This is a genomic window from Enterococcus lemanii (assembly GCF_016909125.1).
Taxonomy (GTDB): Bacteria; Bacillota; Bacilli; order Lactobacillales; family Enterococcaceae; genus Enterococcus_I; species Enterococcus_I lemanii.
In genome coordinates this window covers 1-24,366 of record NZ_JAFBFD010000029.1, presented here as the reverse complement: position 1 = coordinate 24,366, position 24,366 = coordinate 1, and the positions used below count along the sequence as shown (strand labels likewise).

The 24,366-nt window shown below is 38.0% G+C and carries 25 protein-coding genes and 1 other annotated feature; of the genes, 5 read left to right on the top strand and 20 right to left on the bottom strand.

The window, feature by feature from the left end:
- Positions 1–22 precede the first annotated feature (22 nt).
- Genes JOD14_RS09095 through JOD14_RS09080 form a run of 4 tightly spaced genes read right to left on the bottom strand, consistent with a single transcriptional unit; the run spans position 23 to position 2,644 of the window.
- Positions 23–502 carry an HIT family protein gene (locus JOD14_RS09095; RefSeq protein ID WP_204654515.1) on the bottom strand — a complete coding sequence of 160 codons (480 nt, stop codon included), beginning with the start codon at positions 500–502 and terminating at the stop codon, positions 23–25.
- Between the two features lie 19 nt (positions 503–521).
- Entirely contained in the window at positions 522–1,343 is an 822-nt protein-coding gene (locus JOD14_RS09090; protein ID WP_204654514.1) for an amino acid ABC transporter substrate-binding protein, read from the bottom strand.
- A 12-nt stretch (positions 1,344–1,355) separates the two neighbouring features.
- Positions 1,356–1,991: an amino acid ABC transporter ATP-binding protein gene (locus JOD14_RS09085; protein ID WP_204654513.1), complete on the bottom strand. Its 636-nt coding sequence runs from the start codon at positions 1,989–1,991 to the stop codon at positions 1,356–1,358.
- Between the two features lie 11 nt (positions 1,992–2,002).
- Positions 2,003–2,644: an amino acid ABC transporter permease gene (locus JOD14_RS09080; protein WP_204654512.1), complete on the bottom strand. Its 642-nt coding sequence runs from the start codon at positions 2,642–2,644 to the stop codon at positions 2,003–2,005.
- A gap of 187 nt (positions 2,645–2,831) precedes the next feature.
- Positions 2,832–3,068, bottom strand: a binding site (T-box leader).
- Between the two features lie 149 nt (positions 3,069–3,217).
- On the opposite strand from JOD14_RS09080, the gene JOD14_RS09075 reads away from it, so the two are divergent.
- From JOD14_RS09075 to JOD14_RS09065, 3 genes are all read left to right on the top strand, one after another.
- The gene (locus tag JOD14_RS09075; RefSeq protein ID WP_204654511.1) at positions 3,218–4,090 is read left to right on the top strand and encodes a helix-turn-helix domain-containing protein; all 873 of its coding nucleotides are present in this window, start codon (positions 3,218–3,220) and stop codon (positions 4,088–4,090) included.
- Between the two features lie 117 nt (positions 4,091–4,207).
- Positions 4,208–5,317 (top strand): ABC transporter ATP-binding protein, encoded by a 1,110-nt coding sequence (locus tag JOD14_RS09070; RefSeq protein ID WP_204654510.1) that lies wholly within the window; start codon positions 4,208–4,210, stop codon positions 5,315–5,317.
- A gap of 179 nt (positions 5,318–5,496) precedes the next feature.
- Positions 5,497–5,871, top strand: coding sequence for a YccF domain-containing protein (locus JOD14_RS09065; protein WP_204654528.1), 375 nt, complete (start codon positions 5,497–5,499; stop codon positions 5,869–5,871).
- Between the two features lie 45 nt (positions 5,872–5,916).
- On the opposite strand, the gene JOD14_RS09060 is transcribed toward JOD14_RS09065, so the two are convergent.
- The 16 genes from JOD14_RS09060 to JOD14_RS08985 form a co-directional block, all read right to left on the bottom strand.
- Positions 5,917–7,356: a glycoside hydrolase family 1 protein gene (locus JOD14_RS09060; protein ID WP_204654509.1), complete on the bottom strand. Its 1,440-nt coding sequence runs from the start codon at positions 7,354–7,356 to the stop codon at positions 5,917–5,919.
- 252 nt (positions 7,357–7,608) lie between these two features.
- Positions 7,609–9,687 carry a DNA topoisomerase 3 gene (locus tag JOD14_RS09055; protein ID WP_204654508.1) on the bottom strand — a complete coding sequence of 693 codons (2,079 nt, stop codon included), beginning with the start codon at positions 9,685–9,687 and terminating at the stop codon, positions 7,609–7,611.
- A gap of 108 nt (positions 9,688–9,795) precedes the next feature.
- Positions 9,796–10,161 carry a DUF1033 family protein gene (locus tag JOD14_RS09050; protein WP_204654507.1) on the bottom strand — a complete coding sequence of 122 codons (366 nt, stop codon included), beginning with the start codon at positions 10,159–10,161 and terminating at the stop codon, positions 9,796–9,798.
- 90 nt (positions 10,162–10,251) lie between these two features.
- Positions 10,252–11,373, bottom strand: coding sequence for a tRNA 2-thiouridine(34) synthase MnmA (mnmA, locus tag JOD14_RS09045; protein ID WP_204654506.1), 1,122 nt, complete (start codon positions 11,371–11,373; stop codon positions 10,252–10,254).
- Between the two features lie 144 nt (positions 11,374–11,517).
- Complete coding sequence (locus tag JOD14_RS09040) at positions 11,518–13,389, bottom strand: ABC transporter ATP-binding protein (RefSeq protein WP_204654505.1); 1,872 nt, start codon at positions 13,387–13,389, stop codon at positions 11,518–11,520.
- Positions 13,352–15,208, bottom strand: a complete 1,857-nt coding sequence (locus JOD14_RS09035) for an ABC transporter ATP-binding protein (protein WP_204654504.1) — start codon at positions 15,206–15,208, stop codon at positions 13,352–13,354. Before JOD14_RS09035 ends, JOD14_RS09040 begins: the two co-directional genes overlap by 38 nt.
- Before the next feature lie 78 nt (positions 15,209–15,286).
- On the bottom strand, positions 15,287–15,964 hold the full coding sequence (locus tag JOD14_RS09030) for a sensor histidine kinase (protein WP_204654503.1): 678 nt from the start codon (positions 15,962–15,964) through the stop codon (positions 15,287–15,289).
- 17 nt (positions 15,965–15,981) lie between these two features.
- Positions 15,982–16,677 carry a LytR/AlgR family response regulator transcription factor gene (locus JOD14_RS09025; protein WP_204654502.1) on the bottom strand — a complete coding sequence of 232 codons (696 nt, stop codon included), beginning with the start codon at positions 16,675–16,677 and terminating at the stop codon, positions 15,982–15,984.
- Between the two features lie 75 nt (positions 16,678–16,752).
- Positions 16,753–17,097, bottom strand: coding sequence for a DUF1831 domain-containing protein (locus tag JOD14_RS09020; protein ID WP_204654501.1), 345 nt, complete (start codon positions 17,095–17,097; stop codon positions 16,753–16,755).
- A gap of 60 nt (positions 17,098–17,157) precedes the next feature.
- The gene (locus JOD14_RS09015) at positions 17,158–18,297 is read right to left on the bottom strand and encodes a cysteine desulfurase family protein (RefSeq protein WP_204654500.1); all 1,140 of its coding nucleotides are present in this window, start codon (positions 18,295–18,297) and stop codon (positions 17,158–17,160) included.
- Positions 18,298–18,371: 74 nt separating this feature from the next.
- Complete coding sequence (locus JOD14_RS09010) at positions 18,372–19,340, bottom strand: ribose-phosphate diphosphokinase (protein ID WP_204654499.1); 969 nt, start codon at positions 19,338–19,340, stop codon at positions 18,372–18,374.
- A gap of 67 nt (positions 19,341–19,407) precedes the next feature.
- Positions 19,408–19,947 (bottom strand): C39 family peptidase, encoded by a 540-nt coding sequence (locus JOD14_RS09005; protein WP_204654498.1) that lies wholly within the window; start codon positions 19,945–19,947, stop codon positions 19,408–19,410.
- An 11-nt stretch (positions 19,948–19,958) separates the two neighbouring features.
- The gene (locus tag JOD14_RS09000; protein ID WP_204654497.1) at positions 19,959–20,504 is read right to left on the bottom strand and encodes an isochorismatase family protein; all 546 of its coding nucleotides are present in this window, start codon (positions 20,502–20,504) and stop codon (positions 19,959–19,961) included.
- Between the two features lie 12 nt (positions 20,505–20,516).
- The gene (locus tag JOD14_RS08995) at positions 20,517–21,212 is read right to left on the bottom strand and encodes a 5'-methylthioadenosine/adenosylhomocysteine nucleosidase (protein ID WP_204654496.1); all 696 of its coding nucleotides are present in this window, start codon (positions 21,210–21,212) and stop codon (positions 20,517–20,519) included.
- A 54-nt stretch (positions 21,213–21,266) separates the two neighbouring features.
- Positions 21,267–21,551 carry a cell wall synthase accessory phosphoprotein MacP gene (gene macP / locus JOD14_RS08990; protein ID WP_204654495.1) on the bottom strand — a complete coding sequence of 95 codons (285 nt, stop codon included), beginning with the start codon at positions 21,549–21,551 and terminating at the stop codon, positions 21,267–21,269.
- A gap of 1 nt (position 21,552) precedes the next feature.
- A complete protein-coding gene (locus JOD14_RS08985) occupies positions 21,553–22,122 on the bottom strand; it encodes an NUDIX hydrolase (RefSeq protein WP_204654494.1) in 570 nt (189 codons plus the stop codon).
- 189 nt (positions 22,123–22,311) lie between these two features.
- Between JOD14_RS08985 and JOD14_RS08980 the strand changes: the two genes are divergently transcribed.
- Positions 22,312–22,986, top strand: a complete 675-nt coding sequence (locus JOD14_RS08980) for a 5-bromo-4-chloroindolyl phosphate hydrolysis family protein (RefSeq protein ID WP_204654493.1) — start codon at positions 22,312–22,314, stop codon at positions 22,984–22,986.
- A gap of 65 nt (positions 22,987–23,051) precedes the next feature.
- Positions 23,052–24,233 carry a toxic anion resistance protein gene (locus JOD14_RS08975; RefSeq protein ID WP_204654492.1) on the top strand — a complete coding sequence of 394 codons (1,182 nt, stop codon included), beginning with the start codon at positions 23,052–23,054 and terminating at the stop codon, positions 24,231–24,233.
- Positions 24,234–24,366: the final 133 nt, after the last annotated feature.

The following is a 24,366-nucleotide window of genomic DNA, read 5'->3' as shown; positions in this document are numbered from 1 at the left end:
GAACAAAAGTTTCCCCGTCTTTTTATTGCAATTTCGCTAATTTTTTTGTAATTAACTGCCGTAAATCACCGTGTAGCGCTTCTTGATACGCTGTTTTGGGATCTGACCAGTGACTTTTATCATAAAGCCACACTGGCATTTTACGTCGTTCGGTTGCTTCTGATTGATACCTTGGAAAGACGTGCGCATGTAAATATTGATCGCTATTGCCTAATATATCATAGTTGATTCGAATCGCATCCGTGCTAGCCAAAATCGCATCGCCTAAATAGGACATTTCCAGTAAAAATTGTTGTCTTTCTAACGGTGGCAAATCATTGAGTGACCCGACTTCTTTTTTTGGTAGTAACACACAATAACCTGGTAAAAATTGCACATCACCAAAAACAGCGTAACTTGCTTTTAGTTCTAGCATCAACATCGGGTTGGTGCCATTTTTAGCAGCCAAAATCCGATTTTCTTGCCAAGAAGTGTTCACAGTCTTTGCTTTTTGTCGTTCCATTTCGACTCCTATTTTTGCGTTATTTTTGTGGCGTTACGTCTTCACCGAACCATTTAGTTGAAATTTCAGCAAACGTGCCCTTTTCTTGTAGCGATTTGAAAGCTGCGTTGATTTTATCAGCTAATGCTTGGTCATTTTTACGTACCCCAACGGCAAAATCTTCGGTCTCAAACGGGCTATTAATGACATTAAATTGCGCTAATTTATCGGCTTTGGTTAAGTAATACTCCGCATAAACTCGGTCAATTAACAACCCATCAATGCGTTTATTTTCTAAATCAATAAACGCCTCGTTAAAGCTTGCATATAAAGTCGCGTCGTTGTCTTTTACGATGTCTTTTAAAACATCGGCTTGTTCGTTAAAAGTCGAGTAGCCAGACGAACCTTCTTGCGCACCTAAAACTTTATCCGCCATTTGCTCAAAAGACGTTATACCGCTATCTTTAGGTGTCACTAATACTTGCAGATTTTCCATGTAAGTATTCGTAAACAATACTTTTTTATCACGTTCGGGTGTAATGGTGTAACCGTTCCAAATCATATCAATCGTACCATTGGCTAATTCGGTTTCTTTCATTGACCAATCAATCGGTTGAAACTTCACTTTCGTATCACTTAAAGCAAAGACCGCTTCGGCTAATTCGATATCAAAACCAGTTAACTTGCCGGCTTCATCGCGAAAACCCATCGGTACAAACGTATCATCTAACCCAACTACAACTTCCGCTTTGTCTGCTGCGCTTTCAACGGACGCGCCACTGCCTTCTTCTGACTGCTTACCACAAGCGGCCAAACCAAATGTTGCTGCAACCATTAACCATAAACCAATTTGTTTTTTCATTTTATTTTCCTCCTAATTGTTTGGGACAACCTCTAATAAATTATCCGCAATGTTTTTTGCAAAAGCTAAATCATGCGTGACCACGATTTGCGTAACGCCTTGTTTTTTTAAACTTAAAATCATTTCTTCGACTTGTTGACGTAACGCTGGATCGAGCGCACTCGTTGGCTCGTCATAAGCAAGCACTTTAGGGTCCATTGCCATCGCCCGTGCTAAGGCTACCCGTTGTTTTTGTCCACCTGACAACTGATAGGGGTAACTGTTTAACAGCTCTGTAATCCCTAATTGTTCTGCCAGCGCTTCTGCTTTTCTCGTGTACACTTCTTTGGTTTCTTTCAACACAAGCTTTGGTGCGAGCGTAATGTTTTCAAAGACACTTAAATGTGGAAACAATTGAAAGTCTTGAAAAACGACACCAACAACTTGCTCATGTTCCTTTAAATCTTTTGGTGAAAAAGCTTGCCCATCTAAAGTGAATACTCCAGAATCAGCCGTTTCTAGGCCGGCTAAAATTCTTAAAAAAGTCGTTTTCCCACCTCCAGAAGGGCCAACCACTGTTAAAATACTACCGGTTGGAATGTCTAAATCTAATTGATTGATGACTTGTTTTTTACCAAAACTTTTGTTTAAGCCTTTAATTTGTAGCATGTCTTTCCCTCCTAACGATAGTAATTAAAGTGTTGTTCAATTTTTTTCAATAAAACGGTAAAAATTCCCGTTAAAATTAAATAAATGATCCCTACGCCCACTAACGGCATTAGCGTGGCATCGCGTTCCATCGCAATTTTCCCCATACGCATCACGTCAGACAAGCCTAAAATATAAATTAAGGACGTGTCTTTGACTAAACTAATGACTTCATTCCCGACTGAAGGTAACGTCATTTTAAAAACTTGGGGAATAATAATTTTTAGAATCGTTTGACTCTTACTCAAGCGCAATACTTGTGCTGCCTCATATTGGCCTTTTGGAATGGCTTGAATTCCTCCACGAAAGATTTCAGCGTAATAAGCCGCATAGTTTAAAATAAAAGCAATTAAAGCCGCTTCAAATCGATCGAAAACAATCCCTAAAATCGGTAACCCGTAAAAAACAAAGATTAATTGCAACAATAACGGGGTCCCTCGCATTAACCAAACATAGCCTTGGGTTAACCAACGTAACGGTTTGAAATTAGCCACTAAAGCAAAAGCAAATAAAACACCTAATGGGATCGAACCGAATAAAGTAAAACTAAATAATTGTAACGTGATTTTCGCCCCTTCTAAAAGTTGGGGAAAAACGCTTGTTAAATAACTCATCTTTTAACCTCCTTAAAAAAATGTACAAAAAAAGCCCCCTGGAATTGCTCCAGAGGACGTAATCTACGTGGTGCCACCTCTTTTTTACTTTCTCTTTCGCAAAAGAAAGCCTCATTCAGTCTTGTTGCCTGTCTTACAAAAAGAAGACGCCACCTATAAAAACAAAAAAATCCCTTAGTCAAATTGACTAAAGGACGTATTTTACGTGGTTCCACCTTTTTTTATTTACTCTTCACAGTAGTAAATCTTCGTAAGTCATCAATCATAATGACTGTCGCTGTAACGGGCTTACCCGGATTTCCCTACTTTTTTTCAAAAAATCGACTCCAAGATGTGTTTCACCTTTACTTTATGATCCCTTTGCACCAACCAGAGACTCTCTAAACATAAAAATAAAAATTACTCTTCTTTTCGATGTCATTGTATGAACTTGTTTTAAAGAATACATTGAATTGACAGATTTGTCAATCAATTTAGAGTGAACTTCTTAATTTAATCAATTTTTAGCTATACGAGCGGGTTTTCTTTCGCTACAATAAAGAGAACAACTCAATCATATCAAAGGAGACTGCGATGAATATCCAAACTTTACAACAAATTTATCCTGAAGCAATAAAACAAGCCCATGCAACCAAAAACCCCAATTATTTTGTCTTTGAAGAAGGGCATGATTTTTTATGGGTACCGGTTCATAACCTTTCAAAGACTGAGCGCCAATTACTTCAGACTTTTTTCAAACCAAAAAAAATCGGTCAAAACATCGAAAATCATGTCTGGTATGAAGCTGTTTTCCAACATCAAAATGCACCCGTGACCGCTGGACGTTTTCGCATGATTCAAGTCGAATTTAGTTCATTGGATGAAGCGACCGCGAATGATTGGAATGATGAATTAACCAATATTTTCCCCCAACTAGTCGATCATTTTTTTGTTAGCGATACTTACGGCTTAATCATCGAAGCGTATCATGAAGATTCTTTAACGACGGAAGATTTAGCAGGGGTCTTTTTAGCGTTAGACGGTGACTTTAATACTTACACGCGTTTATTTGTGGGTTCTTTCTTCCCATATACAGAAGATTTCACCCGTATTTTAGCAGAAGAAAGACAATTATTTGATCATGAATTACAACGTTCAAATCATGAAAAATGCCACAACCTTTCCTCGACAAGCTTGAATTATTTTGCCGAAGAATCCGTTAAAAACTCTTATTTAATGCGCATGCTGTATCAAGATTGGTTTAAATCAGAAGAAGACTTAGTTGAAATTATCCAGGCACTTTGGAACAACCAAGGAAATATCAGTTCAACGGCCAAAGATTTATTCATGCATCGCAATACCTTACAATACAAGCTCGACAAATTTCAACAACAAACACAATGTAACTTAAAGAACATGAACGATTTGTTTTTGGCTTACTTACTTATTTCAACCTTCAAAAACTGATTTTTAACAAGGTGCACAAGAAATTATCTTTTTTTTGTGCACCTTTCCATTGCTAGATTAAACCGTTTTCATTTATAGTAAGTGTGTAAATAACATATCGAAAGAAGGAATTAGACAATGGTAGAAATGGCCTTAAAACACATACACAAAAAATATGATAATAACGATTTTTATTCAGTAACAGACTTCAACTTAGATATCGCAGACCGCGAGTTCATCGTATTCGTTGGACCTTCTGGTTGTGGTAAATCAACCACTTTACGTATGATCGCTGGACTTGAAGATATCTCTGAAGGAGAATTAATCATTGGCGATCGCGTTGTAAACGACGTGGCTCCAAAAGACCGCGACATCGCAATGGTTTTCCAAAACTACGCACTATACCCACATATGACTGTATACGATAACATGGCTTTTGGTTTGAAATTACGTAAATACGACAAAGCTGAAATCAAAACTCGTGTGGAAAACGCTGCTGAAATTTTAGGTTTAACAGAATACTTAGAACGTAAACCTGCTGCTTTATCTGGTGGACAACGTCAACGTGTGGCTCTAGGCCGTGCAATCGTTCGTGACGCAAAAGTCTTCTTAATGGATGAGCCTTTATCAAACTTAGATGCGAAATTACGTGTGGCGATGCGTGCAGAAATTGCAAAATTACACCGTCGTTTAGAAACAACAACAATCTACGTAACGCATGACCAAACAGAAGCGATGACAATGGCTGACCGTATCGTTATTATGAAAGACGGTTTCGTACAACAAATTGGTACACCAAAAGAAGTTTATAACTCACCAAATAACGTGTTCGTAGCTGGCTTTATCGGCTCTCCTGCAATGAACTTCTTTAACGTTACTTTAAACAACGGCGTTATCACTGATGGACATGGTTTAGAATTACGTATCCCTGAAGGCCGTAACAAAGTTTTAGTTGAAAAAGGCTACGAAGGAAAAGATTTAATCTTTGGTATTCGTCCTGAAGATATTCACACGGAACAAGTGGTACTTGATGCCTCTCCAGAAGCAACTGTTCATGCAGAAATCGTTGTTTCAGAGTTATTAGGTGCAGAAACAATGCTTTATACTAAGATTGGTACAACAGAGTTCATCTCTAAAGTGGATGCTCGTGACGTTCACCGCCCTGGTGACATGGTTGACTTAGCGTTCAACTTAAACAAAGGTCAATTCTTTGATAAAGATTCTGAATTGGTAATTAAATTACCTTAAGCTTAATAGTTCGTCTACAAGAATCAGTGGATTTGCCCCCGCCAGTTCTTGCTAGATTACCTATACATTTTCCTTATTTGTATCCCCCGCGAAAAAGTCGTGATGCTTCGTGCATTGCGGCTTTTTCTTTTGTCTTAGATACGGTAAACTAATGTTATAAAAGAAAAGCAGGTGAGGAAATTACTTTTTTAGGTAATTTAATTTGGTTTATTTTTGGTGGGTTTATCGGTGGCGTGTCTTGGTTTATAGCCGGTTGCTTATGGTGTATCACCATCGTTGGCATTCCAATTGGACTTCAGTGTTTTAAGTTTGCTTCTTTAAGCATGTGGCCGTTTGGCAAAGAAGTCGTCTATAGTAATTCCTCCACTTCTCTTATTGTCAATCTTATTTGGTTAATCGTTAGTGGCTTGCCAATTGCTCTGGGTCATCTTGTTAGTGGGCTATTTCTTATGATTACGATTATTGGGATTCCTTTTGCCCAACAATCTTTTAAGTTGGCTCGACTTGCCATCGCTCCATTTGGTGCACGGATTGTACCGATAACGCGGTATTAAAAAAACTCAAGTTGTTCACAAAAAAAGTGAACAACTTGAGTTTTTTTATTCGACGGAAGCTCCGTCTGTCGCAATGACTTCTTTATACCAATAGAAACTATCTTTTTTGTAGCGGTTTAAGTTGCCGCCTTCTTCATCTCGATCAACATAAACAAAACCATAACGTTTTTGATAGCCATTTAACCAACTTAATAAATCAGTGAAAGACCAAGTGCAATATGCCCAAACTTCACAACCTTCATCAACCGCTTTTAATAATTCTTTTAAGTGAGCGTTCAAATAAGCAATTCGATAACTATCATGAATTTGATTATCTGCTGTTTTTTGATCAAACGCCCCTAAACCATTTTCTGAAATGACGATTGGTAAATCATAACGACTCGTAATTTCTTTACAAGCATAGCGCAATCCAGATGGATCAATCACCCAATCCCAATCAGTTGTTTCCAAGTAGGGATTACTTGGATTTTTATAAACGCCTGGTAATCCCGTCACTTGACCCGTTCCTTTTTTACCAGTTGTATTCATTTCACCAAATCGTGTCACTCCATCAATTGGGTTATATTCTACCGCAGCACTTTGATAGTAGTTCACGCCCATAAAGTCAATTAAACGAGCGGCTTCTTTTAAAGTCGCTTGCTCGGTTTCCGTAACAATTGGGGCAACTCCTTGCTTAACTAAATAATTATAAGCATTTTTTGGATAACGTCCATACGCATAGACATCCATCCACCAAAAGTTTTTCAAATTGTCGTAATCAATTTTAGCCATGGCATTTTTTGGTTGGCAATCAACCGCATAACTTGGGCTATAAGCAAAACTTGCCCCAATTTTCCCATCAGGCATGATTTTTTTAAAGGCAATCACGGCTTTGGCATGCGCTAAAAAGACATGATGATTGACTTTATAATAAAGTGCCTCTTCATTAAATTTGCCTGGTGGATGCATCGCAGTCATCCAGCCAAAGTCGGTAAAAATATTTTGTTCGTTAATCGTAATCCAATATTTAACTTTTCCTTTGTACGCTTTAAATAAGTAGGTGGCATAGTTGACAAAATCTTCAATAATTTCAGGGCTTTCCCAACCACCATAATCTCTTTCTAATCTTTGAGGCAAATCCCAATGATAAAGTGTAACCATTGGCTCAATGCCATACTTCAGACATTCATCAATAATCGCTTCGTAAAAAGCAACACCGGCTTCATTAACAGCACCTTTGCCTTCTGGAAAAATTCGTGTCCAAGCAATCGAGAACCGATAAGTCTTTAAGCCCATTTCTGCCATCAAAGCAATATCTTCTTTAAAACGATTGTAGTGATCAACGGCGACATCGCCGGTTGTCCCTTTAAACGTTTTTCCTGGAATTTGGACAAACTCATCCCAGTTTGAAATGCCTTTGCCATCTTTGTCATGAGCGCCTTCAATTTGGTAAGCAGCTGAAGCACTCCCCCAAAGAAAGTCTTTTGGCATCGTTAAGTCATTCATAAAATAACTCCTCCTTTTTACTTTGCTTGCTTTTTATGTGTTTATTTTGCTACAGATAAAAACAATTGTCCAGTAATTCGTTAAACAAATGGAATTTTGACAGTTAGAAGACTGATTTTGACGATAACGACTTTTTTACTCCTTGGTTTACGGGTGCAAAAGTCTGCTCTTTCGGCAACTTCAATCAAGTCGCTCAAGCAAATAGCGCTTGGTCGCCTTGTTCTCCAGTTGCTCAGAGCATAACGACTTTTTTTACTCCTTGGTTTCCATTGCGGCTTTTAGGGCGAGTGCTAATGGGCTTTCTTGTTCTTCTTCGGCTTGGGCGTATTTTTTGACGAGGCGGCGTTCTTCGTGTTTCGTCATTTTTTTCTTTTGCTCTTTTTTATCGAGCATTTTTTCGCTGATACCGCAATATTTACACTTGAAGAAGGCGCCATTTTTTCCTTCAATGATTTCCATTTTTTTATGGCATTGTGAACAACGGCGATTTGAAATTTTAGGATCTTTGCGGCGGCGGTACTTACATTCTTTGTTGCTGCAGACATAGATTTTACCGTCTTTGGTACTTCTTTCTCGTAGCGCTTCGCCACATTCAGGGCAAATTTTAGTGGTTAAAGAGAAATCTTTGTATTCTTCTTTTGAGTCTTTAATTTCTGCCACTAAACGTTTCGTGTCTTTTTCAATTTCTTTTAAAAAGACGTCGGCAGATTTTTGGCCTTTTTCAATCGCTGCTAAATCTTTTTCCCATTTTTCTGTTAGTTCGGGACTAACGAGCGAAGGATTCACTAAGCTCAATAATTGTTTCCCTTTCGGGGTTACTGCGAGCGCATTGACACGGCGTTCCATTAATTCTGATTTGATCAGTTTTTCAATAATTTCTGCCCGTGTCGCGGGGGTGCCGAGCGAATGCTTCTCCATCAAAGCAAGCAAACTGCCTTCAGTGGCTAGTTTTGGCGCACTGGTTAATTCTTGATTGACTTGGAAATTACCTTTGATGGTTTTTAATTTTTGCCAATCAATTAAATCGGTTTGTTTTTCAACGGTTTTCCAACCGGCTTGCAAGACTTGTTCTTGTTTAAAGACAAACAGATGGCCGGAAAAATCAACGGTTGCTTTGACGGTTTGGACGACGTGTTTTTGCGCGAAAAGGCCTAAAAAGCGTTCGACAATTAAGCGGTAAATTTTGACTTCATCACTACTCATTTTTTCAACACGTGGGCTTTCTTCTGTTGGAATTAAAGCATAATGATCGGTTACTTTTTGATCATTGAAGACACTGGTTAATTGAACTTTGCTGCCCGCTTTAAGGTATTCCTTGGCACGTGGCTCAAAATTAGCGACCGCTTGCAGACGGTCTTTCATCGTTTGCGCCACGTCTTTTGGTAAATATTTAGAATCCGTTCGTGGGTAACTCACCGCTTTGTGACTTTCATATAAACTTTGAACGAGTGATAACGTCTTTTTAGCTGAGAATTGATACATTTGGTTGGCTACACGTTGTAATTCGGTTAAGTCATAAGGCAGTGGTTGGCTTTGGCTTTTTTCTTTGACTTCAACACTGGTAACTTGACCAAGTTTGCCACTTAATTCTTTCACGAAATGCTCGGCTTGTTTGCGTTCACTAAATTGTTGCGGATTTTTTAATTGTAAGCGTGCTTTTTCGTTTTGATAAAGTAAATCTACTGAGAAATAAGTTGTTGGTAAAAATTTCTCTACTTTCTCTTGGGCTTGATTGACTAAACTTAAGGTCGGTGTTTGCACACGACCGGCCGATAAATTATCTTGGTATTTAACCGTTAGCGCACGGGTAACGTTTAACCCAACTAACCAGTCGGCTTTCCCACGAGCCACCGCGGATTGATACAAATGATCAAACTGACGGCCAGGTTGTAATTTTTTAAAACCTTCCTGGACGGCTTGTTTGGTTTGGGACGAAATCCAAAGACGTTCCATTGGCTTGTTGGTTTTTAACCACTCAAAAATAAAACGCCCCACGGCTTCTCCTTCGCGCCCACTATCCGTCGCAATCACAATGCCAGTGACATCTTTACGTTTTGCCAAGTCACCTATCACTTTTAGTTGGCGATGGGTTTTCGGCAGTGGTTTTAAGCCGATTTTTTTCGGAATCATTGGAAGGGTCTCTAGACTCCAAGTTTTCCACTCTGGTTGAATATCTTCAGGTAATTTGAGTGATAACAAATGGCCATATGCCCAGGTAATCACGTATTTTTCATTTTCAAAATAATCTTTGCCACGTGGACTCGCTCCTAAAACTTTGGCAAAGTCTTTTGCAACACTTGGTTTTTCTGTTAAAACTAATTTTTTACTCATAAATTCTCCTTATCGCAGCAAATATTTGCTGTTTGCGTTTCTAGCCATAAAAAAACTGCTCCTTACCTTATTGTAAGCAACAGTTTTCGTTTGTCAAAAGAAGTTTGGCTAAGCTTGTTTTCTTTGACAAGTTTTTTCTTTTTCTTTTTCATTAATGGTCTCATAAAAGTCTCGATCGACTTGCATTGAAACGGCCTCGTAATCTTTTAATAAAGCCAAGCCCATAAACAACTGCAAGCCTTCCTCGCAGTCTTCACACCAATGTTCTTCGCCATCATTCCAAAAAGCCGTTAAAAAATTGGGTTTGACATGAACATGATTATACGTATCACGCAATGTTTGCCACTGCTTTAAATAAGCCTGTTGTGCTTGGGCGAATGTTTGAAATTCTTGACACACGCGAATATCGGCTTGCCAGTCTTCAAAAAACCACCATGGTTCATTCTCACCGTACATCGTTAGGACTTGATACATTTTTTCTCACCTCATACATTTTCCTTTGAATAAGGTTATAGTAATCAGTTTTTAACGATGTTTCAATTATTCTGCTTGTGAACAAAACGCTTAAATATATGGTAAAACTTGATTTCCTTGGTATGCTTGATCAATTAGAGCACCACCTAAACATTCCATGCCATCATAAAAGACTACCGCTTGACCTGGTGTGACAGCGCGAGCCGGTGTATCAAAAATAACTTCAGCCTTATCGTCTGGTAGTAAACGAACCGTCACTGGTACGTCTTGTTGGCGGTAACGGAATTTAGCCGTACAACGAAACTCTTTTGGTTTTGCTTCATTCGTTGTAAAGTGCACGGTACTTGCTGTAAGCTTATCAGCAAAGAGTTGTGGATGGTTAAAACCTTGGCCGACAAACAATGTATTCGTCGCTAAATCTTTCCCAATCACAAACCACGGTTCTTGACTCGTACCACCGCCACCAATGCCCAGTCCTTGACGTTGGCCAATCGTATAATACATTAAACCATCGTGTTGGCCCTTTTCTTCGCCGTCTAAAGTTAACATTTTTCCACCAGTTGCTGGTAAATAATTGCTAAGAAATTGTTTGAAGTTTTTTTCACCAATGAAACAAACACCCGTCGAATCTTTTTTCTTGGCGGTTGCTAAACCGGCTTTTTCAGCAATTTCTCGTACTTTTGGCTTTTCGATGCCACCTAGAGGAAACATGGTTTTTTGCAATTGTTCTTGCGATAATTGACTTAAAAAGTACGTTTGATCTTTATTATTGTCAACGCCACGCAACATGTGCACGACGCCATTTTCATCTTTTTCAACTTGAGCGTAGTGCCCGGTTGCCACATAATCAGCACCTAAGTCCATCGCGTAATCTAAGAACGCTTTAAATTTGATTTCCTTGTTACACATGACATCTGGATTCGGTGTCCGGCCCGCTCGGTATTCAGCGAGAAAATACTCAAAAACACGGTCCCAATATTCTTTTTCAAAGTTGACTGAGTAATAAGGAATTCCAATTTGGGCAGCCACTTTGGCTACGTCTTTATAATCTTCGGTCGCGGTACAAACCCCATTTTCATCGGTATCGTCCCAGTTTTTCATAAAGATTCCTACTACATCATACCCTTGTTCTTTCAATAAAAGCGCTGTTACTGACGAGTCCACCCCGCCACTCATGCCGACAACCACTCGAATTTGGCTGTTGTCTGTCATGAAAATCACCATCATTTCATTATAAATTCTGAATTCTACGATTTGAAGGTCGCAACTTTTTCAGTAATTGCCATTATACAAGAAAAGTATGAAAATTTCACGAGATTTATTTTTGCGGGTGGATTTGCAAAAAACAAAGTCGCTTTATTGATAATATTGCGCTTGTGCTTGCCATAATTCGGCGTATTTTTCTGATTTTTGATTCACCAATGCTTGATGCGTTCCCCTTTGAATTAATTCTCCTTGATTAAAAACAAGGATTTCATCGCAAAAACGGCAACTCGATAAACGATGTGAGATATAAATGGCTGTTCGATCACGAATCATTTGATTAAATTTTTGATAAATTTCTTCTTCGGCAATTGGGTCAAGCGAGGCCGTGGGTTCATCCAAAATCATAAATGGTGCATCTTTGTATAACGCTCTAGCAATTGCTATTTTTTGAGCTTCTCCTCCAGATATTTCAATCCCAAGTCGATTAAAATCCTTATATAAGTAACTTTCAATTCCATTCGCTGTTTTTGTTAAACGCTCAGCTAACCCTGCTTCTGTCAGACAACGTTGGACTTTTTCTTCATCATAATTTGTAGAAGAAGCAATATTTTGAGCAATCGTTAATGAAAATAAATGAAAATCTTGAAAAACAACTGAAAACAAAGCGAGATAATCGGCATAATTGTACTTTCGAATGTCAATTCCATTTAATAAAATGACTCCTTCTGTTGGTTCATACAGTCGACATAAAAGCTTAATGAAGGTTGTTTTTCCTGAACCATTTTCCCCCACAATGGCAAAACGTTTCCCAATTTCAAATTGCATAGAGAGGTTTTTAATGGCATACGTATCCGCATCTGGGTATTTGAAAGACACGCGTTGAAAGGTAATCAAATATTTACGGTCCGATCTTTTTTCAGTAGTCAAGCTTCCCTGATACATTTCATTTGGTTCTTCAAGGAGTTCAAAATTTTTACTTAAAAAAGCGGCATTTGATTGGGTCTTACCAAGTGATTCTAACAATTTTGAGATGTAATTTGATAAAGCTAAAATGGCACTAATATACTGCGTGACTAACCCAATACTAAAAGCTCCGGCCCAAGCTTTTAAACCAACATAAAAATAAACTAACCCACTAAATAAAACAGTAGTTATGGTTGATAACCCGCGATAAATCCCCATTGGACCTTTATGATATCTTGCAATTAACGAATGTGGATTACGGTCGACACTGTCATCAAACATATATTTTTTTGATAGCTTATCTTGTCGGTAAATCCGAACATCTAGTCCGCGTTCCGCTAGATTCATGTAGTGACTAAAAAATAGACCAAAACGATTCGTTTCTTTACTCTCTTCTGCTAATAAGACCCAATAACTTTCACTTTTATTCATAAAATAAGGTGGAAGTAAGATTCCCAGTAGTAGGAAGATAAAAAATAAAAGAGTAAAAAACGGGTGATTTAACCATTGAATTGCAGTAACTTCTTCCGGGATAGAGGATCGAAATAAACCCAGTAGCAAGAAAGCCCCGCCAATAATTCCAAATACAGCTGAAAATAAGTCTTCTGATATTTTTAAAACATGGAGTAAACCTAAACCGGACCAATTTTCATTTTCTTTGATTTGAGCTCTCAAACGGTGGATACGTGCAGAAGAAAATTTCGCATAATCCATCTCAAACATTTTATTTAAATAAAATTCATCGTTTAAAATCGACACTAAATTTTGCCATTTCGCTCTTTGCCAAGTAATTATCGCTTGTAAAATACCCAAAGTCATCTCTATAAATAAAGTGAATAAAACCAACCGAAACAAGGCTTCTGGCCTTCTCATGCCGCCTAATTCATTTAAAATTTGTGCACTAAAATAAATTAAAATGTATGGCATCAAGATTTTTAGAAGTGCATCGAAGAACATATAATAGAAAATTTTTGGCTCTTTTTGATACCAAAGCTGCATCCCTTTTTTTTGTAGCTGCAAACTATGCATCAGTGATACTTTCGTTTTTGACTTCTCCATCGACCTCTACCTCCTCTTGATAGTATTTACTTTGAACTTCAAATAGAGCTTTGTATTTGCCGTTTTTCTGCATTAAGTCTTCATGGGTTCCTTCTTCGATCACTTTTCCTTCTTCAATATAAAGAACGCGGTCACAAAATCGCGTAGATGCCAAGCGATGTGAGATAAAAATTGCTAAATGGCCTTTTGTTAATTGATGGTACTTTTGGTAAATGTCATTTTCCGCAATCGGATCCAAAGCAGCAGTTGGCTCATCTAAAACAAGCATTGGTGCTTCTTTGTACAATGCTCTAGCTAACATCAAACGTTGAATTTGACCACCTGATAATTCAATCCCTTTTTCGTAGACCTTTTTCCCAAGCAAAGTACTTAAACCTTGTGGTAAACGCTCAATCATTGGCTGTAATCCGGCTAATTGAATACAATCTTTTGCTTTTTCGAATTGAATCGGATTTTCTCCTTGGGTAATATTCTCTAAAATCGTCGTCTCTATTACCGAAAATTGTTGAAAAACCGCACTAAAAAGGCGATAGTAATCCCGGCGATTGTATTCTTTAATATTTATTCCATTGAGTAAAACCTCTCCATGTGTTGGATCAAGAAAACCACAGATAATTTTTACTAAGGTTGTTTTTCCTGCACCATTGAGACCCACAATCGCGACACTTTCCCCCGCATGAAACGTTAGATTTAAGTCTTCAAAGGTTGCTTTTTTCGCTCCTGGATAAGTAAAGGAAAGGCCTCTTAAGCTAATTTCGTAAGATTGGTGTTTGTCTGCGGTCAGACTTTTTCCTTCTTCAAATAAAAATAATTCTTCTGTTTCTAAAAAGTCCCTTAGATGGTTAATATCCAAACTATACTTATTTAAATTTGACATTTCCGTCAAAATCATTTGGATTCCCTGGCTAAAGCCGCTAATAGCTAAAAAGTATAATAAAAATTCAGACACTAGCCATGATTGACTCATACTTAAATACAGTAAATAGGCATAAACAATTCCATTTCTGACAAAATTCAATCCGATATCGGCTAAGTTCGCTTGTAAATAATAGCTTTCTTTTTTTAACATTAGTTTTTGATAATTCGAAAAAGCAGTTTGGTAAATTTCTTTTAACCAATTTTTTTGTTGGAATAAACGAATGTCTTTTGCATAAGAAAAATCTTCGCCTTTTTGTTGGATATAATTTAATTCCTTCATTAATTTTTCTTCCGCAAAACGAGATAACTGTGCTTGTTTGTTCTTTCTTTGATGATAAAAAAAAGAACAAACAGCTGTCACCCCAACTAATAATGCTAAAGTAATGTCCAAATGACTCAATAAAAAAAGATAAATTACAAAAATAAAGAAATTTTGGATGATTTTCGACATTGTTTCCCAAAAAATTTCAGTTGCTGATCCATTGGTCATTACAGAATAATTCGCACTTTCATATTTTTCCAAAAAACGGGTGTCTTCTAGATTTGGATACGACGTTTGTTGCATTTTTTGACTTAACTGTGAAATTAAGTAAATCCGGATATTTAAACGCCCCAACAAAGTATTGGTTTTTAAATACGCGAGCCCACCTTTTGTTGACATCAGTAGTAAAACAAATAAAATTAACCACTTTATAAAAGTATAAAGTGACGCTTTCATTTCAATTTGTTGTAATAGAATTGGTGTAATGAATAATTCTAATAATTGAACAATGACCGATAAAAAGGTAATACTCAACATGATAAAAATAACAGATTTTCGTTGTTGCCAAGCTAATTGGAACATGTAGCGACTATTTTCTTTCATGGTATATCGTGGTTTTATTGGATCTTCTTTTCTCATTTCTCTCACCTCTTTTACAGCATAGCAAAAAAAGCCCCTGACATGTACAATCGGGGATAACTTGTCCATTATTGGGGCTTAAATGTATTTAAAATTCTTTTCTTGGGGTATTAATACTTCTGTTGTAAACGCGCCATCTTCACTATTGCGATTCAAATAACCATTTAATTGAGCGACAGTTTGGTCAATCCTTAATAACCCTAAACCACGGTTTTCACCTTTCGTTGTTTGGAAGCGACCGAACCACTTCGCTTGCTTTTTCATGGCCGTAAAATTGGTCATGGACAAATAAAATTGCGAACCTTTTAGTTCCATATAAAAACGAATCAAGCGTTTTTCTTCAGGTAAATCAAGACTCGCTTCAATGGCATTATCAAATAAATTTCCTAGTAAGACACAAAAATCAATTTCAGAAATTACTAACGAATACGGAATATTCGCATCTCCTATAATTGTAATTCCTTTTGATTTTGCTAGAGAAATTTTACTATTTAAAATTGCATCTGCCATTTTATTGCCGGTTTTTAGCACAAGTTCAACGGAAGACAACTCCTCATCTAATTCATTTAAATAACGCTCTAATGCCTGGTAATCACTTAATGCAAGGTATGCTTTCATCACTTGGATATGGTTTTTATAATCATGTCGCCAACCACGCATCTGTTGATACATGTTGTCGACCTCTGCATAATGCGTCGCTAAAAGCTCGGATTGATAAGCTTCCAACTGTCTTTTTGCTTTCTTCTTAAGAAACAATTTTCACCTCATCCTTTCTACAAATAACGGATCATTTGTTGATTTAACGCTTCATATTTTCCGCGAGCTAAGGGAAGTTTCGTTTCATCATTTAAAATGACTTCCTTGCGAGTAATTTTTTTAATCCAATTTAATTGAACGATGTAAGAACGTTGAATCCGGAAAAAAGAGGCATCCAGTAGTTCTTCAATTTCTTTTAATGGTCTTTTCATTCGGATACTTTCATTTGCATGGACCGTTACGTAATTACTTTGAACTTCAATATAACGAATATTTTTAATTCGAACGGAATGAGTCGTACCCGAAGACTCAAAGAGTAACACTTGTTCTTCCAGTGCAACTTGTTTAATTCCCCGATTCAACACTTCAAATAATTTTTCAGGATTGACTGGTTTTAACAAATAGTGTAAGGCAGACACGTCATACCCATCGGCTAAGTAATCACTATAGCCCGAAATAAAGATAATGGGTAATTCTTGTTGCGCTTGACGAAGATGCTTTGCTAAAGATACGCCATCCATTGCACCCATTTCAATATCAAGCAAAAGTAAGTCCAGTGTCAACGTTTCTTCTCTAAACAAAAATGACTCAGCCGAAGCATATACTTCAATTTCCACCTGATGGTTTTCACTTTTCGCCCACTTTTCGACAAGTGATTGAAGGTACCTTTGTTCAACTACTTGATCATCGCAAATACCGATTTTATAAACCATTTTTCTATCCTCTCTTTAATTTCGACAAAAAAACTTGAAACAAGAAATTATTCGATCTCGCTTCAAGTTTTTCGCTTATTTCACTTCTTCAAATAACCCACGACTAATAAAGCCATCCATTAGGAAATAAAACTTTTCTTGTAACATTTCGTGTTGTTGGCCTTTAAAAATATTCACCGCTTTTAGGCCGTTCGCCGTTGTAATCGACATTTTTAAGGTTTTAATCTCTTTATCGACGGTGATTTTTAATTTAAAGCCTTCTTTACTTTGAGGGGTTGCTTCCAAAGGTCGAATAATTTGGAAGTTCCCACCATTTGTTTCTAAAAAGCCATTATCACGTAATGTGTACCGTTTTGCTTCAGGCGACAAGCGGTATGTTCTTGCTGCACCTAAAACCGTTGCTGTTTGTTGAAATGCCATTTTCCCACCTCGTTTAGTTTCTTAATTTAATTATAGGGGTTTTCATTTCTTTTGGCTAGTCTATTTTTTTAAGCGTATAACCGCGGCAATGAGCGCATCAACAAAAGCTGCGACTTCTTCAAGCGTATTGCCATAACCAAAACTAATACGAATCGATTCTTTTAAGATTGGGGCGTTTTGACCGTGCATCGCTTGCAAGACGTGCGACGGCGAAACATCGCCCGCACTACAAGCGGCTCCCGTTGAAACTGCAAATCCTTGTAAATCTAAATGAACGAGGAGTAAATGACTCGCCACTCCGGTAAAAGCTAGGTTTAAAATATGCGGTAATTTTTCGTCTGCTTGACCATTCACAGAAAAAGCGATGCCTTCTTTGGTCAAGCGTTCTAAAATATACGTATTAAACTGCTGATAGACTTCCCAATTTTCTTGTTGTTTTTCTGGTGTGAGGCGAGCAATTGCTTGACTCATCCCAACGATTCCGGTCAAGTTCTCTGTGCCGGCTCGCCGTTTTTCCTCTTGTTCACCGCCTAAAAGTAGTGGTTGCAACTTGGTGCCTTCTTTTTGATATAAAAAGCCGACCCCTTTTGGTCCATTAATTTTATGCGCAGAAATACTTAATAAATCAATATTGCATGCTTTTGGCTGTAAAGGAATTTTTCCATAAACTTGTACCGCATCGGTATGGAACGTTGCTGGATGGTCTTTTAAAATTTCGCCAATTTCTTTGATTGGAAAAAGCATACCGGTTTCGTTATTGGCATACATAATTGAAACTAAAATCGTGTCTGGTCTTAATGCCGCTTTTAAGGTCGTCACTTCTAATTGACCGTGTTGATTGACCGGTAAATAGGTCACTTCAAAGTCTTGCGTTTCTAAATAACGCATCGCAGCAAGGACGGCTGGGTGCTCAACTTGGGTCGTAATCAGGTGTTTGCCTTCGTTTTGACGTGCATAAGCTGTGCCCATAATGGCGTAGTTGTCGCCTTCTGTTCCACCACTTGTAAAAATGATTTCATTGGGTTTTACAGCGATGTCGGTGGCAATTTGTTGTCGCGTTGCTTCTAAGCGTTCGTGTGCTTTGCGACCGTATTGGTGAATACTTGAGGGATTACCAAAGCTTTCATGCATCGTTTTTGTCATTGTTTCAATCACTGCTTCTGCCATTGGGGTAGTCGCAGCATGGTCAAAATAGGCCATTTTTTAACTCCTTTCAAACACAAATACCGTTGACTCTTTTAGCTCGAAAGGGTCAACGGCAGTTTCAGTAACATTTAATTAAATTCTTTTTCTTCTAGATGAAATAACGGGCTCATCGGTGTATTTTCGTGAATCCGTTTGATTGCTTCACCCATCAATGCGCCACAACTTATATACGTCAAATTACTTGGATGGCGAGCTTCATCGGTTAAGCAAGAATCCGTCACACAAATATTGGCAATCGGAGCGGCTTCTAATGTTTCTTTCGCTGGTGGGGAAAGTAAGGCATGTGAGGCACAGGCATAAACTTCTGTCGCACCCGCTTCTTTTAATAATTGAGCAGCATTGGCAAAAGTTGTACCAGTATTTAACATGTCATCGACCATAATACACTTTTTACCAACGACATCACCAATGACGTAACCTTCTTCAAGTGTTTCTTCTTGATCAACAATCGCAAGGGTTGTATTTAAATATTCGGCTAAGCTTCGTGAACGTTGGACACCACTATTTTTAGGTGAAACAACCACATACTCATCGCCTTGCATACCTTTATCACGATAATACCGGGCAAATAAAGGCATCGTAAATAAATTATCTACCGGAATATCAAAGAAACCTTGGACTTGTACGGTGTGTAGATCTAGGGTCAAAACACGAGTCGCACCAGCTTCCACTAACATATTGGCAATTAGTTTGGCACTAATTGGTTCGTGTGGTTTAGCTGTTCGATCTTGACGGGAATAAGCATAATAAGGTAAAACCACATTCACTGTCTTCGCACTTGCTCGTTTCATCGCATCAATCATAATTAATAATTCCATGTAAGAATCATTGACTGGTTCATTTGTCGCTTGAATAATATAAGTATGGACACCACGAACACTTTCTTCAATATTAATTGAAATCTCTCCGTCAGCAAAAGTTTTTACGACGCATTTTCCTAACTCTTTACCAAAAGCACTGGCAATTTTCTCAGCTAATGGTAAATTACCATTTAAACTAAAAAATTTTACTGGTTTCTCCTGATCTGTATAGCGCATAGGTCCCTCCAAATAATCTTTTTTGTGCGAATTTCTTCTTCATTCTATCATTAATCAAGGGTGCTTTTCAAGGTAAAGACACCGTTGCATTGACCCATTTCGCTGGAATCACTGCACGATAATTTCCCCAATTGTCGTGAATTTTTAAATAACGTTCACCTTGACTGGTTTCCATGTAGGCGTAAGCCACTACCCAATGATTGCCGTATGTACTACCAAGTAGCTGATTTAAGCCAATAATCAAAGGTTTGCCTTGATCAATGCGCTTCACACTGCGCTGCCAACCACCAATCATCGTTGCCCGTGCTTGAACTGGATAACCGTGGTGGTTAAAAAAACACGAAATGCCATGGGCCACTTGCCAAGCAATCGTCGGCAAGCCATGACGTTGAACAAATAAACGCAAGAAATTAGCGAGCGTCTCGCCATCACCAGACGACTTTTGGCGAATATAGCGTGGAATAACAGCTGAATCTAGATAATCTTGGTAATAAGCTAATAACACACTCGCAGCATACGTCCCACACAAATACCCGCTTGGTGTCCGCCAATTTTGATACAATTGAAATCGTTCTTCTGGCAAGCCATGCCACACATCTTTTTCCATCGATTCACTTCCTATACAATCGTTGCACCTAGTGTCCCAGCAAAATGTTTCAGCGCCCATTCATGTCCAATCGGATCAAAACTTGCGACGGCATCTTTCACAATAAAAACTTGATAACCTAAATTATACGCATCAACGGCTGTATGCAATACACAAATATCTGTGCAAACGCCCGTTAAATAAACTTCTTTAATTTGGCGTTCTCTTAGGCGAATATCCAAATCAGTGCCACTAAAAGCAGAATAATGACGTTTGTCAATCCAGTAGACATTGGTTAAGGCGTTGTTTTGTTCATAAAGTGGTGCCAATGAGCCGTACAAATCGCGCCCTTTTGCGCCAATTAGATTATGTGGCGGAAACAATTTATTTTCTGGGTGAAATTGGTCGGTTGCGTCATGTCCATCAATGGCAAACACGACATAATCACCTTGTTCAATAAATTCTTTCGTAATACCAACTAGCTTTTCCTCAATGGCTTGACCCGCAGCCCCCGTTGTTAAAGCACCATCTGTTGCAACAAAATCATAAGTATAATCAATTGATAGTAAAGCTTTCACAAAAAACTCCTCCTATTCACATAAGGCTAAAAAATGTAACACCATTTCGGCGCTACGTTTGCCAGCAAGTTCAATAAACTCATCAAACGATACATTCGCCTGATGGTCCGCCGTATCACTCATCGCTCGCACAACTAAACAAGGCACGTCAAATTGATGCGCCGTTTGAGCGATGGCCGCCCCTTCCATTTCACAAGCCAGTGCGGTTGGAAAATGGGTTAAAATTTCAACAATTCTCTTTTGATCGGCAATAAAACTATCCCCTGTCACAATCAAACCTTCTTTGACTTGATGAGCCGTTTCATGCGCGGCTTGTTTCATTAATGCAGCAAATTTTGGTTCTGCTTCGTAATAAAGAGGCATGCCACCTGGAACTTGTCCGTATAAATAACCAAAGACCGTGGCATCGACATCATGATACGCCAATTGGTTGGCAATGACCACGTCACCCACGCTTAAGCCTTGACCAATGCCACCCGCTGAGCCAGTATTAATGACTAATGCCACTTCGTATTGCTGAATTAACAGACTCGTTGTAATTGAAGCTAATACTTTTCCGATACCTGATTGAACGACAATCACCTCATGTGCCCCAATCGTTCCTTGATAAAAACGGGCCCCCGCTTTTTCCCAGCTGGTTTGATTAATTAAATGATTTTTTAATGTCTCAACTTCTTGTGACATGGCTCCGATAACGCCAATTTTCATGCTGATTCTCCTCATCGCTTTTTCTATGATTATTTACATTAAGTATGAAATGTTTTACCAAAAAAAGACCATCAATAACACCGCGACCAATAAACAAAAAACGATCACAATCCATTTCGTTAATGTGTTACTAATTCGTTGGGATTTCGCTTTTTCTTCCGTCCTTGTTTTTTGAAGTGGTGGCTGTTTTTTTGTTTGCTTACGATAAAAATTATCGATTTCTTTTTCTTTTCTTTCGTATTCTTTTTTGGCTGTTTTTTCAATTTGCGTTTGTTCTTTTTGTCGTTCTTCTTTTCTTTTTCGTAACTCTGAACGCGTAATTAGTGGTTCTTGACTCATATTAATTCCTTTCCCTTAAAAATAGTGTTTCCCAATATAAAATTGCGTAAATTGTTTTGGCATCACAAATTTCTTGTGTTTGTATTTTTTCTTTTGCTTCTGAGAGAGTGAGTTCATATACTTCTAATACTTCATCGTCGTCTTGCGCCAATGGATTTTCTACTTTTTTTAAGTTTTTTGCATGATAAAGATGCAGTAATTCATTGGCAAAACCCGGAGACAAATACATCGACGTCAAATGCTCTAGTGTCTCCGCTTGATAACCGGTCTCTTCTTCTAGTTCACGCGCGCCTGTTTCCATTGGTGAGCGCCCTTCATGCGTTTCAATTTTACCAGCAGGAATTTCTAAAATAACGCGTTCTAATGGCTTACGAAATTGTTTGACGAGAACGATTTTGTTTTCAGGTGTAATGGCTAGCACCCCCACCCCTCCTGGATGAAAAACCAATTCTCGGTAGCTAGTGCCGCCCATGGGCAAAGCAACTTCATCAAGCGCTACTTCGATAATTTTTCCTTTAAAAATCTCTTGTCGATTGATTGTTTTTTCTTCAAACGCTTCATATTCAAGCATGACGTTTCTCCACCTTTTAGCATTCTCACATTTTATAACTTAGTTTAACACAAAAATGTTTATAAAATTCCTAAATTATTAAAATCCATCGCAAGTCGTATACTTTTCTTAATTAGAACGTGCTAAAATAACTATTGTAGAGGTAACAAAGAAAATGAATCAAACAAGTGGCACTAGGAGGTACACGAAATGAATTTTAAAAAAATTTTGGGGTTAATTTTGGGGTTGATGGTTCTAACCGTCATCTTTGGTATTGCGGCCGATTCAGGAAATCCATTTAATCTCTTTCTTTTCTTTAGCGGTGCTTTATTCTTACTTTTTGCTTTTCGTTCAAGAAAAAAAGCGGCTCATTCACAAGAAATACCCGCTTTATCAAAAAAACGCGAAGCAGCCTATTTAGCTAGTGGAATGACCGCCAGAGAAATCGAAGTTTTCCGCGAGACTTTATTCCAAACTAAGCAACAAATTGACCGTTTGCAAAAAAATATTCAAGATAACGCGAAACTTAAAGCGATTGATTTGCGTCATGACACATTGAAAGCCGCAAAAGCTTTATTTAAAGAGTTAGTCAAAGAACCTATTCGCTTACACGATGCTAGTCATTTTTTGTACACTCATTTACCAAATATGGTTGATTTGACGAATAAATACATCGAGATTAATCAACATGAAGTCAAGAGTCGTGAAACTTACGAAAAAATGGAAGAAAGCGTGCAAATTATTGATCAATTAGCAGCATTAATTACTTCCGATTATCAAAATTTTGTTTCAGACGATTTAGTCGATCTTGACGTAGAGTTATCGATTGCCAAACAAAGCTTAAAAAGAGATAATAACTATAACCAGGCAAAAAGCCATGAATGAGTAGTAAAGAGCTGGGGCATTCCAGCTCTTTTTTTCAAAAACACTGACCCTCAGGAGGAAATAAAATGACCGAATTAAAGCCACAAAAAAATGTCGATCACGAACTCGAAGACTTATTGAGCAACCCGTTTGCGACAGCTGAATCATTAACCGTGACACAACAAAATGAAATCAACGACTTACAAAATCATCAACGCGCTCCTCGTCTAGTCGACAAACTCTCCGCCGAGCGCCAACAACAAGCACAAGAATTAGCGACAAAAATTGACGCAACTGATCAACAATCCGTCATTACCTATGGATCAGCCGCTCAAACAAAATTAAGTGAGTTTTCAGAATCCATGCTAACCCACGTGCAAGCTGCGGATATTGGTCCGATTGGTGATTCACTTACCGAACTAATGTATCGTTTACAAGAGGCCAATCCTGATGATTTACGAGCAGGCGAAGGCAATGTTTTTAAACGCATGTTTGGAAAAGTGAAGCAATCGATTTTTGAAGTGACTGCTAAATATCAAAAAATTGGTGCCCAAATTGACAAAGTAGCGGTGAAATTAGATAAAGAAAAAGAAGGTTTGTTAAAAGACAACCAAATGCTAGAAAATCTTTATCAAAAAAATAAAGATTACTTCGATGCCCTTAATATTTATATTGCGGCTGGTGAATTAAAAATTGAAGAACTAGAAACCGAAATTATTCCCACTGCGATGAAAAAAGCGGAAGAAACAGGCGATCAAATGGATGCCCAAATCGTCAATGACTATTCACAATTTTTAGACCGGTTAGAAAAACGAACTCATGATCTAAGACTAACTAGGCAGATCACAATTCAACAAGCACCACAAATTCGCTTAATTCAAAATACTAACCAAGCTTTAGCAGAAAAAATCCAAGCATCGATTCACACGGCCATTCCACTCTGGAAAAACCAAGTGGCCATTGCGTTAACCCTTCTTCGTCAAAAAGATGCCGTCACTGCGCAACGCCAAGTAGCAGAAACAACCAATGAACTCTTAAAGAAAAATTCAGAATTGCTAAAAGTTTCAGCAATTGAAACAGCTCGCGAAAATGAACGAGGCATTGTCGACGTGGAAACTTTACAAAAAACGCAAAACGACTTAATCGAAACGATTCAAGAAACATTGCGAATTCAGCAAGAAGGAAAAGAAAAACGCCACGCTGCTGAAATTGAGCTTAGCCACATGGAAGATGATTTAAAACAAAAATTACTAGATTTAACGCAGTAAACACCCTTTACACAAACAACCTCCCAACAAATCATTACGGCTCTTTGTCAAATAGTGTTGTTTAGCAATATCCGTATAATTAAGAAGGACTCAGGTTCTTCTTTTTTTGTTATTTAATTTTGGCTTTTTAAAG